This window comes from Pseudoclavibacter sp. RFBA6 (assembly GCF_002931575.1).
GTDB classification, from domain to species: Bacteria; Actinomycetota; Actinomycetes; order Actinomycetales; family Microbacteriaceae; genus Pseudoclavibacter; species Pseudoclavibacter terrae.
Genome location: NZ_PSUA01000001.1, coordinates 56857 through 71271 on the forward strand (window position 1 = coordinate 56857; position 14415 = coordinate 71271).

A 14415-nucleotide genomic window follows, 5' to 3' on the forward strand; every position below is an offset into this window, starting at 1 on the left:
GAGGCGGGGCGGGGTCGCCGACTGGTGACTCCGCCCCGCCTCCGTGCGTCAGGTGGTCAGCGGATGCGCGTGCGCAGTGCTTCCGTCGACGTCACGCCCTCGTCGATGACCGCGCGCGCGGCGTCACGCAGCGCCTCATCCTCGCCGACGTCCCAGAGCAGCACGCCGACCGGGGCACCCGAGTCGTCGCGGTAGTAGAAGACGCGGCTCCCGTCGGACTCGCCCGATTCGGGCAGCTCCACCTCGAGCACGTCGAGCTCCGGGTCGAGCGTGCCGACCGCCTCCCACCGCGTGCCGAAGACCATCGAGTAGAAGTACGGCGTGTGCGAGTAGGGGTCTGTTGCGCCTGCCATCGAGCGCCCGACTGCGGTGCCCATCTCGGTGGCGTTGTCGACGTGCTCGACGCGCGTCTGCCCGAGCACGGGGTCGGGGTAGACGGCGATGTCGCCGGCCGCCCAGATGAACGGGTCGCTGGTGCGCAGCTGCTCGTCGACGACCACGCCACCCTCGTCGACGACGAGGCCCGCCTCCTCCGCGAGATCGACGACGGGGGTCACGCCCAGCCCGAACACCACGAAGTCGGCCTCCGTCTCGGCGCCGTTGTCGAAGACGACCGTGACGCCCGTGGTGGCGGTCGGCGATGCTCGCACCTCGGAGGCGGCTGCTTCCGCCGCGATCCCGTCGGCGGCCTGCGCGGATGCGTCCTGGAGCGTGTGCGCGTCCGCGGCCACCTCGAAGTCGGCGCGCACCTCGTCGCGCACCGTCTCGACGCGGCGCCCCGGGACGAGGCCGACGCCGTGCTCGACGTAGAGCTCCTGGAAACGGGACGCGAGCGAGGGCGGGAAGGTCGACGCGCCGAGCACGTCATCGGGGAACACCAGATCGACCTCGACGTCGTTCTGGGCGAGGGCGGCGGCGATCTCGGTGCCGATGTAGCCCCCGCCGACGACCACGGCGTGCGAGCCATGGGCCGCCAGCGCGCGGAGGCGTCGGTAGTCGCTCGCCGAGCGGAAGAAGAAGATGCGGTCGCTCTCGGGGGCGGCCACCTCGACGGGCTTCGAACCGGTCGCGATCAGCAGCCTCCCGTAGGTGATGGTCTCACCGCCGCCCGTCGTCACCGTCTTCGCTGCACGATCGATGCCGGTCACGAGGGTCCCGAGCGTGATCTCCGCGCCGGTCGCCTCGCTCGTGCCGAGCGGCGTCTGGTCCCAGGTGAAGTCGGGGTCGACCCAGAGCTTCTTCGACAGCGCGGGGCGCGCGTAGGGTTCGTCGACGTCGGCGCTCAGGATGCCGATGGTCCCCGCCTCGTCTCGTTCCCGGATGCCGCGGGCCGCCGCATCCGCCACCATTCCGCCGCCGATGATCAGGTAGTCGTAAGCGCTCATGCCCCCGAGGCTACGAACCGCGCTCGGGTGGCACCTGGGAGGAGCCGCACCACGCGGATGTGCTCGAGAGGCCAGAGGCCCACCTCCACGGAAAGCGCTCCCTGCATCACTGACGGTTGTCTCGCGGATCATTCCGCGTTATGTTTGAGCCGTCGGGAAAGCGGTTACCGCCAGTCGCTCCCTCACCCGAATCCAACTCTTACAACGCTGTAAGGAGCTCCGCATGACGAGCGCTACCACCAACACCCCGGTCATCGGCTCGCCGAGTGACGCGCAGACACCCCCTCCCGCCAGACGACGCTCCATCGCCAAGGGGCTCTCCGGCTACACCTACCCGGCCATCTTCCTGATCGTCGCCTTCGCGGCCTGGTGGGCCGTGACCGAGACCGGAACCGTCGCCTCCTACATCCTGCCCTCACCGGCCGACACGCTCGCGGCGTTCACCGACAACCCGCAATACCTCTGGGACAACACGTGGGTGACCACGGTCGAGACCGTCATCGGCTTCGCGCTCTCCGTGGTCCTCGGCATCGCCGTGGCCGTCATCATGGTGTACTCGCGCACCCTCGAGCGCACCTTCTACCCGCTCATCCTCTTCGCGCAGGTCATCCCGAAGATCGCCATCGCCCCGCTCTTCATCGTGTGGATGGGGTTCGGACCCGAGCCCAAGATCCTCGTCGCCGTGCTCATGGCGTTCTTCCCGATCGTCATCGCGGGCATCAGCGGACTCCGCACGATCGACCCGGAGATCCTGGAACTCACGAGCACCATGGGTGCCTCACGCTGGAAGACCTTCGTGAAGGTGCGCTTCCCGGCCGCCCTCCCGGAACTGCTCTCCGGGATGAAGGTCGCCGCGACCCTCGCCGTCACCGGTGCCGTGGTCGGCGAGTTCGTCGGCGCCAACGCGGGCCTCGGCTACGTCATCCTGCAGGCCAACGGCAACGTCGACACCGCCATGCTCTTCGCCGCCCTCATCATCATGTCGCTCCTCGGCATCCTGCTCTTCGCCGTCATCCTCGTCGCCGAGCGCTTCCTGGTGCCCTGGCACGCCTCGCGCCGCAACCTCGAGAGCTGATCCGCGCCCCGCGCTGCCGCGTCCACCCACCCAAGACCCCGTACCGAACTACGAAAGGCCCCTCATGTCAAAGAAGACAATCCGCACCGGGCTCGTCGCCGCTGTCGCCGCCAGCGCCCTGCTGCTCACCGCCTGCTCGGGCAACGCATCCACCGAGCCGGCAGCCGGCGGAGGTGACGCGGGAGGCGAAGGCGGCCTCACCGACGTGACCCTCATGCTCAACTGGTACCCCTACGGCGAGCACGCGCCGTTCTACTACGGGGTCGACCAGGGCATCTTCGAAGAGCACGGCATCAACCTCACGATCCAGGCAGGTCAAGGGTCGACGAAAACGGCACAGGCCGTCGGCCAGGGCCAGGTCGACTTCGGCTGGGCCGACACCCCGGCCGTGCTCGCCAACATCGACAAGGGCGTGAGCATCCGCAGCGTCGGCGTCTTCCTCCAGACCACCCCGTCCGCAGTGCAGGTGTTCACCGACTCCGGCATCACGACGCCCGCCGACCTCAAGGGCAAGACGATCGCCACCTCTGCCGGCGACGCGCCGACGACGACCTTCCCGCTCTTCCTCGACGCGGCCGGCCTCGAAGAAGGTGACGTCACGCAGCAGAACCTCGACGCCGCCGGGAAGATGGCGGCCATGATCAACGGGCAGGTCGACGGCCTCATCGGCTTCGCCCACGACCAGGGGCCGACCATCGCCGCCCAGAGCGGCAAGGACGTCACCTACCTGAAGTACTCCGATGTCGGCCTGAACTTCTTCAGCAACGGCCTCATCGCCAACACCGACCTCATCGAGAGCGACCCAGACCTCGTCGAGAACATGGTCACCGCCACCTCCGAAGCGTACGCGGCCGCCACCGAGGCGCCAGAAGACGCGGTCGCCGCGATGGACGGCAAGGACCCGCAGATGCCCGCCGCCGAAGTGCTCATCGAGCAGTGGAACAACACCATCCCGCTGCTGACCTCGCCGGACAGCGACGGCAACGCCCCCGGTGTGAACACGACCGCTGACTGGGAGGCGACCATCGACGTCCTCTCCACTGCGGGACTCATCGACGAGGCCAAGCCCGTCGAGGAGTACTTCGACGCCAGCTTCGAGCCAAGCGGAGCGGCAGAATGAGCATGACGATCAACGAGCGCACCGCCCCCGCCTCGACCGGCGGCAGCCAGGACTACCTCCTCGGCATCGACGACGTCGGCATCCGCTTCGAGACGAAGCGTCGCAGCGTGCAGGCGCTCCGCGACGTGGACCTGCACGTCCGCAAGGGCGAGTTCGTCTCCATCGTCGGGCCATCCGGATGCGGGAAGTCGACGCTGCTGAGGGCAGTCGCCGGACTCACGATCCCCACCGAGGGAACCATCGAGCTCCGCGGCTCGCGGGTCACCTCGCCGAGGCAAGACGTCGGGTTCGTGTTCCAGCGTCCCGCGCTGCTGCCGTGGCGCGACGTGCGCGGCAACATCATGCTGCAGGCGGAGATGCGAAACCTCGACAAGGCGGCCGCATCCCGGCGCTGCGACGAGCTCCTGGAGCTCACGAGCCTCTCCGACTTCGCGAAGGCGCTCCCGCACGAGCTGTCCGGCGGCATGCAGCAGCGCGTCTCACTCTGTCGAGCGCTGCTGCACGACCCCGACGTGCTGCTCATGGACGAGCCCTTCGGGGCGCTGGATGCGCTCACGAGGGAGCACCTCAACGTCGAGCTCCAGCGCCTCTGGGCGCAGACCGACCTGACCGTGCTGCTCGTCACGCACTCCGTACCTGAGGCGGTCTACCTCGCGAGCCGGGTCGTCCTCATGGGGCCGCGTCCCGGAACGATCATCCAGGAGTTCGACGTCGACCTGCCTCGCGAACGCGAGTACGAGCCGACGCTCGAGGACCCGCGCTTCCACAAGGTCGCCGGTCGCATCCGCGAGCTGCTCGGCAGCCCCATGGGTGGGGACTGACCGCCCCGCCGAACCGGCGACGCGCTAGGGCCAGGCCCGCTCACCGCACGGTGGGCGGGCCTCTTCGTGCGCGAGCGGTCAGGCAGCGGCGGAGCACCACGGAACGGATACAGCAGAGCGCCTGCCCCGGGTGGGGGCAGGCGCTCTGCTTGATCGCGACGGCCGGCTCAGCCGTGGACGGGCACAGCCAGGTGCGTGCCGACATGCTCGCCGAACGCCGTGACGGTGTCGGCGACGGCCTCGTCGAAGCCCTTCGCCCACAGCTCCGCGTTGAAGACCTCGACCTCGACGTCGCCCGTGTAGCCGGCGTCGTTCACCCACGTCGTGAGCCGCGCGAAGTCGATGACACCGGCTCCGGGGAGGTGCCGGCTCAGCAGCACGTCTGCGGGCAGGGGAGTGGCCCAGTCGCAGACCTGATAGGAGGCGATGCGTCCGTCACGGCCCGCCCGCGCGATCTGCTCCTCGGCATCCGGGTCCCACCACACGTGGAAGGAGTCGACGACGACCCCAACGGCTGGGCTGCCGACGCGGTCGGCGAGGTCGAGCGCCTGCTTGAGCGTCGACAGCACGGCCCGGTCGGATGCGTACATCGGGTGCAGCGGTTCGAGCACGAGCGTCACACCGGCGGCCTGCGCCTCCGGCGCGAGCTCGGCGATGGCCTCCTCGAGGCGGCCGCGGGCTCCCACGAGGTCGCGGCTGCCCTCAGGGATGCCGCCAGCGACGATGATGAGCGACGCCGATGATCCATCGGCGCCGGCGGCCGCGAGGGTCGCCGTCTCGTCGATGGCCCGGCGGTTGTCATCGAGCGCGGCTCGTCGCTCGGGTCCCTCCGTCATCGTCGCGAACCCCCCGCGGCAATGGCTCGAGAAGCGCAGCCCCGAGTCGGCGAGCATGCGCGCCGACTCGCCGAGGCCGGCCTCGGCGACCGGCTCACGCCAGAGCCCGATGCTCTGCACGCCCTGGCGGACGGTCGCGTCGATGGCTTCGCGGAGCGAGGCGTGCTTGATGGTGGCCTGGTTGATCGACAGGCGTGGATGCGGGTTCATGCGTCGACTCCGTTCAGGCGCAGCATCGAGTGCCAGCGGTCGGCGGCGAGCTCGGGGCGTTCGAGCGCCCCGGACGCGTTCGCGAGCTCCACGATGCGGGAGAGGTGCGGGAGGCTGCGGGCGGCGTGCAGGCCGCCCACCATCTGGAACGCATCCTGATGCCCGTTGAGCCAGCTCAGGAATGCGACACCGGTCTTGTAGTAGAAGGTGGGGGTGGCGAACACCTGGCGCGAGAGCTCCTGGGTGGGCTCGAGGATGCGCCGGAACTCCGCGGGGTCGCCCGCGTCGAGCGCCTGCACGGCGGCGGAGGCGTTCGGTGCGAGCACGCTGAAGGCCCCCAGCAGGGCGTCCGAGTGGATGCCCTTGGCGTCGTCCTCGATGAGCTCGACGTAGTTGAAGTCGTCGCCCGTGAACATCGTGACACCCTCGGGCAGCCGGGCGCGCACGGCCCGCTCGGCGTCCGCGTCCAGCAGGCTCATCTTGATGCCGCTGACCTTGTCGGCATGCTCCTCGACGAGGGCGATCACGAGGTCGGACGCCTGCTGCCAGGCGTCGGCACCGAAGTAGCCGCGCAGGGACGGGTCGAAGGCGGTGCCGAGCCAGTGCAGCACCGCCTTCGACGAAACTGCTCCGAGCACGCGGTTGTAGACGCGGAGGTAGTCGGCGGGGGATTGCGCCGCGCGGGCCAGATGGCGGCTCGCCATGATGACGGGCAGTGCGCCCTGCGCCTCCGCGAACTCCAGCTGATCGAGGTAGGCGTGCTCGATCTCGTCGAGCGTCAGCACCTCCTCTGTGCGGGAATCCGTGTTGACGCCGACGGCGATGCTGCCACCGGCTTCCCTCGCCGCGGCCGCGCTTCGGGCGATGAGCTCCCGCGTGGCGGCGGCGTCGAGACCCATGTTCCGCTGCGCCGTGTCCATGGCGTCCGCGACGCCGAGCCCCCACGACCACAGCTGCCTGCGGTAGTCGAGGGTCGCATCCCAGTCGATGTCGGCGGGTGCGCCCGGCACGTTCTCGCCCGTCGGTCGCGGGATGACGTGCGCCGCCGCGTACAGCTCCCGGGAGCGGAGCGGACCCGCAGGTCGCTGGAACGCCGGTGCCTCGAGAAGCCCCACGCGTGACGCGTCGCCGTCGGCGGACACCAGCGCGAGGCGCGTGCCGGTCGCGTGGCGCGACCCGTCGATCACCTGCGTCGCGGTCACTTGGTGCCACCCTGTTTTGCCAGCGACACCCGGCGGCCCGCGGCGTTCGACTCGAGAGCGGCCTCGGCGAGCAGCATGCCCTTGGCGCCCGAGCGGAAGTCGTAGTCGTGCGTGCCGTCGTCGAGCACGTAGCGGAGGAACTCGATCCACTGCAGCTTGAAGCCGTTGTCGACGGCGTCGTTCTGGGGCACCTCGATCCAGTCGGCTGCGTAGTCGTGCTCATCACGCAGGTCGGGGTTCCAGGTGGGCTTGGGTGTCACGTTCCGAGGCTGCACCTTCGCGCCGAAGAGGCCGACGACGGCGCTGCCGTGCGTGCCGTCGACGTGGATCTCGACGAGCTCGTCACGGTTGACGCGCACCGTCCAGCTCGAGTTGAACTGCACGATCGGGCCGTCGACGAGGTCGAAGATCGCGTAGGCGGCGTCGTCGGCGGTGGCCGTGTAGCGCTTTCCCGCCTCGTCGACGCGCTCTGGGATGTGGGTGCGCGTCTCCGCGTAGACGGAGGAGATCTCGCCGAAGAGGTTCTCGATGACGTAGTTCCAGTGCGGGAACATGTCGACGACGATCCCGCCGCCGTCTTCTGAGCGGTAGTTCCAGCTCGGGCGCTGCGACGGCTGCCAGTCGCCCTCGAAGACCCAGTAGCCGAATTCGCCGCGCACCGAGAGGATCTCGCCGAAGAAGCCGCTTTCGATGAGCCGGCGCAGCTTCAGGAGGCCCGGCAGGTAGAGCTTGTCGTGCACCACGCCGTTCTTGACGCCTGCGGCTTCGGCTTCCTCGGCGAGCGCCAGCGCATCGGCGTAGCTCTCAGCGGTCGGCTTCTCGGTGTAGATGGCCTTGCCGGCCGCGATGGCCTTGCGGATCGCGGGCACCCGCAGGCGGGTGATGAGGGCGTCGAAGTAGACGGGGAAGTCGTCGTCGGCGAGCGCCACGTCGAGGTCGGTCGTGTACTTGTCGATGCCGTGCTTCGCTGCCAGCTCGCGAAGTCGTTCCTCGTTGCGGGCAACCAGGTAGAGCTCGATCGGGCGGCGTGTCCCGTCCGAGAGTGGGATGCCGCCTTCGTCGCGAAGCGCCAGCAGCGAGCGGACGAGGTGCTGGCGGTAGCCCATGCGCCCCGTCGCGCCATTGACGATGATCCCGAGCTTGTCCGTGGTCATATTCATCCTCTCGTCTGAGCCTCGGCGTTGAGGCTCAGATCAGCGTATTGGAAAGCGCTTACCAGGACAAGCGGAACGAACAAGATCGAACGGCGGGGCACGCTGCCGTCAGCTGCGCCGCGGCGTGCTCTCCCGGATGACGACGGCCGTGTTGACGGGGAGCACGACCGGCCCGTCCTCACCGCGTTCGGCGAGAGCGAGCCGGACCGCGCGGTAGCCCATGTCGCTCAACGGCGCGACGACGGTGGTCAGCGGGGGCGTGACGTCGCGGACGAGCGCGATGTCGTCGAAGCCCGCGACCGACACATCCCGACCAGGTTCCCTGCCGAGGTCCCGGAGCGCGGTGAGGACGCCGGTGGCCATGAGGTCGCTCGTCGCGAAGATCGTGTCCGTGTTCGGGAACCGGGAGAGGAGGGTGCGAAGGGCCTCGTAGCCACCGTCGCGAGTGAACGCCGCCGAGATGATGGCGTCGTCGTCGACTCGGAGGTCGGATTCGGCGAGGCCCTCACGGAACCCGTCGACGCGGTCGCGGTTCGTGAGCAGCTCGAGCGGGCCCGTGACGATGCCGAACTCGCGTCCACCCTGCCCGACGAGCTGGCGCGCGAGTTCCTGCGCGCCTGCACGGTTGCGAAGCTCGACGACGTCGAACGGCGACGGGGCCTGGGCGACGAGCACGACCCTCCCGCCGGAAGCCGCATAGGCGAGCAGCTGCTCTTCAAGCGCCCCCTGCTGCGGGTCGTCGACGCGGCGCGAACCGGTCAAGATGATGGCGCGGGGGCGCTGTCCGCGGAGGGTGCGGACGATCTCGAGCTCGTTCGTGACGCTGCGCTCGGCCGCGGCGATCGTCACGATGAGGTTCGCCTCTTCGGCCCCGCGCATGACGCCTGCGGCGATGGCGCTGAAGTAGGGGTCGGCGATGTCGCTCACGACGACGGCGATGGTCGAGGATGCGCCCCTCGCGACGGCCTGCGCTGAGAGGTTCGGCGAGTAGCCGAGCCGGTCCGCGGTCTCCTGGACGCGCTTCCTGATCTCCTCGTTCACGCGCCTGCCTGCGCTGCCGTTGATGGCGCGCGAGGCGGTGGCGATCGAGACGCCGGCGGCTTGCGCAACCTCACCGAGCGTGACGTGGTTTCCGTGCCGACTCACGAGTCTCCTCCCCGGCGTGCAGCGTTGCGCGCCGCTCTGACGAGAAGGAGCCTAGCGGGAAACGCTTTCCTCGGGCTGGGCTCGTCGGTAGATTGGCGGCATGCAGCGTCGAATCGTCATCGCACCGGACTCGTTCAAGGGCACCGCCTCGGCGGCGGAGGTCGCCGCAGCGATCAGGCGGGGATGGCAGCGCGCGCGGCCGGACGATGAGTGCGTCGAGGTGCCGATGGCCGACGGGGGCGAGGGCACGACGGCTGCGATCGCGGGTTCGGTGCCAGGGGCGCGCGTTGTCGTCGTCACGGTCGAGGGGCCGCTCGGCGATCCGGTGGATGCTGAGCTCGTCGAGCTACCCGACGGCACGTGGGTGGTCGAGCTTGCCGAGACGAGCGGTATCGCCCTCCTCGAGCGGGTCGACCGGGAATCGTGCTTCCGCGCGTCGACCGTCGGGCTCGGTCAGGCCATCAGGTACGCGACCGAGCACGGCGCGAGGCGCGTGCTGGTCGGGCTGGGCAGCAGCGCGTCGACGGACGGCGGGGCTGGCCTCCTCGCGGGGCTCGGCGTTCGACTGCTCGATGGTGCCGGAGCGGTCATCCCTCCGGGAAACGGTGGGCTGCACGCGCTCGAGACGCTGGACGTGTCCGGCCTCGCGCCGCTCCCCGTCGACGGCGTCGTCGCGCTGACGGACGTCGTGAATCCGCTGTTCGGCGTGCTGGGGGCAGCAGCCGTGTTCGGGCCGCAGAAGGGCGCATCCGTGGATGACGTGCCGACGCTCGAGGCGGGGCTCGCTCGTCTTGCCGAGGTGCTCGGCGGCGCGCCGGAGACGAGCGGGGATGTGGCCGCGCTCACGGCCCACCCGGGTGCTGGAGCGGCCGGCGGGACGGGGTTCGGGGTGCTCGCGATCGGCGGGGAGATCTCGGCGGGAGCCGTCGCCGTCGCTGACGCGATCGGCCTGCCTTCGCTGGTGCGGGGCGCGGACCTCGTCATCACAGGGGAGGGCAGCTTCGATGCGCAGTCCGAGGCAGGCAAGGTGCCGTCGCTCGTGCGCGCGCTCGCGGAGGAGGAGGGCGCGCGCTTCGGAGTGATCGCGGGGCGGGTGGGGCTCGACGCGGAGCAGCGCGAGGCCCTGGCGCTCGCCGGGGTCAGCATCCTGTCGCTGTCCGAGCTCGCCGGGTCGGGGCAGCGCGCCATGGAGGAGACCCTGCACTGGGTCGAGGTCGCAGGGGAGCGGATGGCGCAGGCCCTCGAGTTCCAGGTGGCGGGCTAGCGCGACTCAGATGCCGAGGCCTCGAGCGCTGAGCGCGCGCTCGACATCCGCGAAGATCTGCTGGTCGCGTGCCACGAGGCGCACCTCATCGACGCGGGTTCCCGATTCTGCGATGGTGTCGACCGCCGCGGCGATGGCGTCGTCGAGCGGCCACGCGTAGATTCCGGCGCTGATGAGCGGGAACGCGATCGTCGTCGCGCCCAGCTCGTCGGCGACCTCCAGCGAGCGCCGATAGCAGGAGGTGAGCAGCGACCGGTCGCGCTGGCCCGAACCGTAGTCCGGACCAACCGTGTGGATGACCCACCGAGCCGGCAGGTCGCCGGCCGTCGTGTACCCGGCGTCCCCCGTGGCGAGCCCGTCGGGAAAGCGGGCGACGCAGTCGCGCAGCACGGCGGGCCCGCCCGCGCGGTGGATGGCCCCGTCGACGCCCCCGCCTCCGCGCATGCCGTTGTTGGCGGCGTTCACCACCGCGTCGACGTCCTGCTGGGTGATGTCGCCGAGAATCGGCACGATGCGCGTCATGCGAGCAGTCTCCCGCAACGGCGTCAACGGAACCGGTGAATGCGGCGCTGAGATCACCGACGGGCGCGTCGGACGCCCGCCGCGAAGTCCTCCAGGGCGTCGAGGATCCCCGAGTGCTGCCACACCTTCCCTCTGCGCCTGCCGGTTAGCTCCGTGAGGACGCCGCGTTCCGTCAGCAGAGACAGTGCGCGATTCGCGGTCACGGCATCGACGGCGAGAGCACGCTGCACGAAGGCCGAATCGACGATCGGTTGCCCTACCAGCAGCGGCAGCAGTCGCAACCCGGTCGCCTGGGGGCGCACGCCCGCGAGGAGCTCGCGCGATTCGTCGAGCGCCGAGCGCAGAGCATCCACGAGGTCCCCACCTGCTGCTGCCGCGAACCTCGCGGCCCCCGCGAAGGTACGCACGATCGGCTCGGCGTCCCCGGCCCTGAACGCACCAAGGGCATCGAAATAGCGATCGAGATCGGTCAGCAACCCAGCGGAAAGCGGCACGGTGGTGTGCGAGGCGATGCCGCTGGCGCGCAGCATGATCTGTGCGAGGGCGCGGCCCGTTCGTCCGTTCCCATCAATGAGCGGATGGATCGTCTCGAACTGCGCGTGCGCGACAGCGATCTGCAGCATAGCCGGCAGGTCCACGCGATCCGCGAACGCAAGCAGATCGGCGAGCGCCGAGGTGATGAGGTCGGGTTGGGGGGCGACGAAGTCGGCATCGCGTGGACCCGCATTCCCCTTCCCGATCCAGACGAGTTCACTGCGGAGCTGACCGGCATGCTCCTCCATGCCTGGCTGGTGCGTCAGCAGCTCACGGTGCATGGACAGGATGGCCGAGACGGACAGACGCTCCGTCAGCGCGACTGCGGCTTCCATCGCACGAACGTTGCCGATGACCGTTCGCGAGTTCGAGGAGGAACCGGCACCGATCTCAGCCAGCGCGAGCTGCTTGGCGCTCACGGTGAGGTTCTCGATCTGCGAGCTGGACGCGCTCTCTGTCCGAAGCAGGATGGCCGACATCGGCCCGAGCGCTGCGCTTCCCGTGCCCAGCACCAGCGCGGTGCGGCGGTCGAAGTCGCTGAGAGCTCTGGTCGCATCCTCGAGATCTGCGCCGAGCTCGCTGGTGAGCGACGGTGACCAGTTCGAGAGCTGTGCAGGTACCGCCGACGAATACGTGCCGGTCTGGCGCTTCACCTCAGAACGGGAGAACAGCCGGGGATCAGCGGGTCGCCAACTGTGCAGCGACGAACTGGCCGCGGGGACGGCGAGCATCCGCTCAGATGGGTTCCCTGCCGATGTCATCATGGTCCGAGCTTAGTGACACTTCCCGCGGGAAGTGTCACTAAGCCAGTGCCGGGGGGAAACGCTCGCACCAGGACACCCGCGCCCGCTACTGTGACCAGCAGAGCTGAGCGCGCTCTCCCCGATGCGCTCCGCCCCGCAGCGAACGGAGCCTCCCGTGGTCACTGAAGCAGTGTGGATGCAGGACATCGACCCGTTCGGGAACCCGTGGCTGTCCGCGCTCGTCGCCGTGATCCCCATCGCCGTCTTCCTCGTCTGCCTCACGGCGCTCAAGATGAAGGGCATCCTCGCGGCAGGCATCGCCGTCGTCGCCGAGATCATCGTCGCCCTGATCGCGTTCGGGATGCCCGCAACCGCCGTCGCAGGGTCCGGGCTCCTCGGCATCCTCACCGCCATCTGGCCCATCGCCTACATCATCGTCATGGCGGTCTGGCTCTACCGCCTCGCTGTCGCGAGCGGACGCTTCGACGTGATCCGCGCATCCATCTCCGGCATCTCGCCCGACCAGCGCATCCAGGTGCTGCTCATCAGCTTCGCCTTCGGCGCGTTCCTCGAAGGCGCGGCAGGCTTCGGCGTGCCCATCGCCATCTGCGCCGCCCTTCTCGTGCAGCTCGGGTTCAAGCCCGTGAAGGCCGCCATGCTGTCGCTCGTCGCGAACGTCGCCGCCGGCGCCTACGGGGCCATCGGCATCCCCGTGATCGTCGGCGCGCAGGTCGCGGGTGTCGAGGTGCTCGAGATGTCGCGCACCATGATGCTCCTGCTCCAGCCGCTCACGTTCCTCGTCCCGTTCCTGCTCGTCGTCATCCTCGACGGCTGGCGGGGCCTCCGCGAGACCTGGCCGGCGACCCTCCTCGTGAGCGTCGTCTTCAGCGGCGTGCAGGCAAGCGTCCTCTGGTTCCTCGGCCCCGAACTGGCCGACCTCGGCTCCGGACTTGCCGCCATGCTCGCCCTCTTCGCCTTCGGCCGCGTGTGGCAGCCGAAGCGTATCTTCCGCGAGAGCGGAGAAGCGGCACCCGCCGGAGAACGACACAGCGTGCGCGAGATCGCCGTCGCCTGGAGCCCCTTCTACATCCTCACCGCCCTCATCCTCGTGTGGAGCATCCCCGCCTTCAAGCAGCTCTTCTCCGCCGACGGCCCCCTCGCCGCCGCCGTCGTCAAGTTCCCCATCCCGGGACTCACCGGCCAGGTCGCCCTGCCGAGCGGCGACCCCGTCGCCAGCACCTGGGACTTCGCGCCCATCAGCGCCACCGGCACCGCGATCCTGCTCGCCGTCATCGTGTCGTTCCTCACGACGCCGAGCCTCAAAGCCGCCGACCTCTGGCACGAGCTCGTCGCAACCCTCCGCGAGCTCTGGCAGGCGCTCGTGCTGATCGCGCTCATCCTCGTGCTCGCCAACATCGCCAACTCCTCAGGCGGGTCGGCCAGCATCGGCAGCGCCCTCGCCGCAGTCGGCCCCGTCTTCCCGCTCCTCGCACCCATCATCGGGTGGCTCGGCGTGTTCCTCACCGGCTCGGTCGTCAACAACAACACGCTCTTCGGGCCGCTGCAGGTCGCGACGGCGGGACGCATCGGCGTCTCGCCCGAGCTGCTGGTCGCCGCGAACACGGCGGGCGGCACGACCGCGAAGGTCATCTCGCCGCAGTCCATCGCGATCGCGGCCGGTGCCGTCGGGCTCTCAGGGCGGGAGGGCGAGATCCTCCGGACCTCCATCGGCTACAGCCTCGGGATGCTCGCCGTCGTCTGTTTGTGGAGCTTCACGCTCTCGGTGCTGCTGCCGGGGTAGCCCGCGCATCCGCTGGTCCGGCGCACGTCAGGAGCGCAGAGTTGTGGCGTGGTGCGGTTCCGAGCGCGGCGACCAGCGTTCTGCCACAACGTTGCGGAACGCGGGCCTCACTTCGAGACGAAGAACTCCAGCGCGATCTGGTCGGGGTCCTTGAAGCTCAGCGCGGAGCCGTAGGAAGCCTCGACGACGCCGCTGTGCTCGATGCCGCGCTCGGTCAGGTGCTGCGCCCACGCATCCAGCTCATCCAGGCTCTCGACGGCGAGGCCGAGGTGGTCGAGGCCTGGCGAGAACGGAGAGAAGGGGGAGAACCCGGCATCGTCGCCGCGATCGTGCTGCGTGAGCCCGAGGTTCGTGCCGCCGGGCAGCGCGAACAGCGTGCGGTGCAGGGTCTCGTCGTCGATCTCGGTCACTGGCTCGAAGCCGAACACCTGCTCGTAGAAGGCGACGCTCGCGTCGAGGTCGCGCACGGTGACCGCGACGTGGTGGAGGTTCGTGAAGGTGGGCATCATCGCTCATTCCTGCGCGCCTCGGGGCAGCGCGCTCCGCCACCCATCTAACGCCTGCCCGACTGTGAAGCCCCGGCATGCAGTGGGGGGGGGGGG

At 69.6% G+C, this 14415-nt stretch carries 13 protein-coding genes; 5 read left to right on the forward strand and 8 right to left on the reverse strand.

Annotated features, from left to right (window positions below):
- Positions 1 to 56 precede the first annotated feature (56 nt).
- Positions 57 to 1385, reverse strand: coding sequence for an NAD(P)/FAD-dependent oxidoreductase (locus C5C17_RS00250; protein WP_104251377.1), 1329 nt, complete (start codon positions 1383 to 1385; stop codon positions 57 to 59).
- Positions 1386 to 1608: 223 nt separating this feature from the next.
- Between C5C17_RS00250 and C5C17_RS00255 the strand changes: the two genes are divergently transcribed.
- The 3 genes from C5C17_RS00255 (at position 1609) to C5C17_RS00265 (ending at position 4401) form a co-directional block, all read left to right on the forward strand.
- Complete coding sequence (locus C5C17_RS00255; protein WP_104251378.1) at positions 1609 to 2460, forward strand: ABC transporter permease; 852 nt, start codon at positions 1609 to 1611, stop codon at positions 2458 to 2460.
- 64 nt (positions 2461 to 2524) lie between these two features.
- Positions 2525 to 3580, forward strand: coding sequence for an ABC transporter substrate-binding protein (locus tag C5C17_RS00260; RefSeq protein ID WP_104251379.1), 1056 nt, complete (start codon positions 2525 to 2527; stop codon positions 3578 to 3580).
- On the forward strand, positions 3577 to 4401 hold the full coding sequence (locus tag C5C17_RS00265; RefSeq protein WP_258065753.1) for an ABC transporter ATP-binding protein: 825 nt from the start codon (positions 3577 to 3579) through the stop codon (positions 4399 to 4401). The genes C5C17_RS00260 and C5C17_RS00265 overlap by 4 nt, the downstream gene beginning before the upstream one ends.
- Before the next feature lie 167 nt (positions 4402 to 4568).
- Here the strand turns inward: C5C17_RS00265 and C5C17_RS00270 are convergent, their stop codons facing one another.
- From C5C17_RS00270 to C5C17_RS00285, 4 genes are all read right to left on the reverse strand, one after another.
- Complete coding sequence (locus C5C17_RS00270) at positions 4569 to 5447, reverse strand: sugar phosphate isomerase/epimerase (RefSeq protein ID WP_104251381.1); 879 nt, start codon at positions 5445 to 5447, stop codon at positions 4569 to 4571.
- Positions 5444 to 6649 (reverse strand): dihydrodipicolinate synthase family protein, encoded by a 1206-nt coding sequence (locus tag C5C17_RS00275; RefSeq protein WP_104251382.1) that lies wholly within the window; start codon positions 6647 to 6649, stop codon positions 5444 to 5446. The genes C5C17_RS00270 and C5C17_RS00275 overlap by 4 nt, the downstream gene beginning before the upstream one ends.
- Positions 6646 to 7803 carry a Gfo/Idh/MocA family protein gene (locus C5C17_RS00280; protein WP_104251383.1) on the reverse strand — a complete coding sequence of 386 codons (1158 nt, stop codon included), beginning with the start codon at positions 7801 to 7803 and terminating at the stop codon, positions 6646 to 6648. Before C5C17_RS00280 ends, C5C17_RS00275 begins: the two co-directional genes overlap by 4 nt.
- A gap of 108 nt (positions 7804 to 7911) precedes the next feature.
- Entirely contained in the window at positions 7912 to 8949 is a 1038-nt protein-coding gene (locus C5C17_RS00285; RefSeq protein ID WP_104251384.1) for a LacI family DNA-binding transcriptional regulator, read from the reverse strand.
- Positions 8950 to 9049: 100 nt separating this feature from the next.
- Between C5C17_RS00285 and C5C17_RS00290 the strand changes: the two genes are divergently transcribed.
- A complete protein-coding gene (locus tag C5C17_RS00290; protein WP_104251385.1) occupies positions 9050 to 10213 on the forward strand; it encodes a glycerate kinase in 1164 nt (387 codons plus the stop codon).
- A gap of 6 nt (positions 10214 to 10219) precedes the next feature.
- On the opposite strand, the gene C5C17_RS00295 is transcribed toward C5C17_RS00290, so the two are convergent.
- Both C5C17_RS00295 and C5C17_RS00300 read right to left on the reverse strand, forming a co-directional pair.
- Complete coding sequence (locus tag C5C17_RS00295) at positions 10220 to 10735, reverse strand: O-acetyl-ADP-ribose deacetylase (protein WP_104251386.1); 516 nt, start codon at positions 10733 to 10735, stop codon at positions 10220 to 10222.
- Between the two features lie 53 nt (positions 10736 to 10788).
- Entirely contained in the window at positions 10789 to 12033 is a 1245-nt protein-coding gene (locus C5C17_RS00300; protein ID WP_258065754.1) for a Fic family protein, read from the reverse strand.
- A gap of 169 nt (positions 12034 to 12202) precedes the next feature.
- Here C5C17_RS00300 and C5C17_RS00305 point away from each other — a divergent pair, with 169 nt between their 5' ends.
- Positions 12203 to 13813 carry an L-lactate permease gene (locus C5C17_RS00305; RefSeq protein ID WP_104251391.1) on the forward strand — a complete coding sequence of 537 codons (1611 nt, stop codon included), beginning with the start codon at positions 12203 to 12205 and terminating at the stop codon, positions 13811 to 13813.
- A gap of 107 nt (positions 13814 to 13920) precedes the next feature.
- Here the strand turns inward: C5C17_RS00305 and C5C17_RS00310 are convergent, their stop codons facing one another.
- Positions 13921 to 14322, reverse strand: a complete 402-nt coding sequence (locus tag C5C17_RS00310) for a VOC family protein (RefSeq protein ID WP_219820440.1) — start codon at positions 14320 to 14322, stop codon at positions 13921 to 13923.
- Positions 14323 to 14415: the final 93 nt, after the last annotated feature.

What these genes read in the sequence shown, in the direction of transcription:
- C5C17_RS00250 (WP_104251377.1), bottom strand. Translation starts at nt 1,385, where the DNA reads ATGAGCGCTTACGACTACCTGATCATCGGCGGCGGAATGGTGGCGGAT.
- C5C17_RS00255 (WP_104251378.1), top strand. Translation starts at nt 1,609, where the DNA reads ATGACGAGCGCTACCACCAACACCCCGGTCATCGGCTCGCCGAGTGAC.
- C5C17_RS00260 (WP_104251379.1), top strand. Translation starts at nt 2,525, where the DNA reads ATGTCAAAGAAGACAATCCGCACCGGGCTCGTCGCCGCTGTCGCCGCC.
- C5C17_RS00265 (WP_258065753.1), top strand. Translation starts at nt 3,577, where the DNA reads ATGAGCATGACGATCAACGAGCGCACCGCCCCCGCCTCGACCGGCGGC.
- C5C17_RS00270 (WP_104251381.1), bottom strand. Translation starts at nt 5,447, where the DNA reads ATGAACCCGCATCCACGCCTGTCGATCAACCAGGCCACCATCAAGCAC.
- C5C17_RS00280 (WP_104251383.1), bottom strand. Translation starts at nt 7,803, where the DNA reads ATGACCACGGACAAGCTCGGGATCATCGTCAATGGCGCGACGGGGCGC.
- C5C17_RS00290 (WP_104251385.1), top strand. Translation starts at nt 9,050, where the DNA reads ATGCAGCGTCGAATCGTCATCGCACCGGACTCGTTCAAGGGCACCGCC.
- C5C17_RS00295 (WP_104251386.1), bottom strand. Translation starts at nt 10,735, where the DNA reads ATGACGCGCATCGTGCCGATTCTCGGCGACATCACCCAGCAGGACGTC.
- C5C17_RS00300 (WP_258065754.1), bottom strand. Translation starts at nt 12,033, where the DNA reads ATGATGACATCGGCAGGGAACCCATCTGAGCGGATGCTCGCCGTCCCC.
- C5C17_RS00310 (WP_219820440.1), bottom strand. Translation starts at nt 14,322, where the DNA reads ATGATGCCCACCTTCACGAACCTCCACCACGTCGCGGTCACCGTGCGC.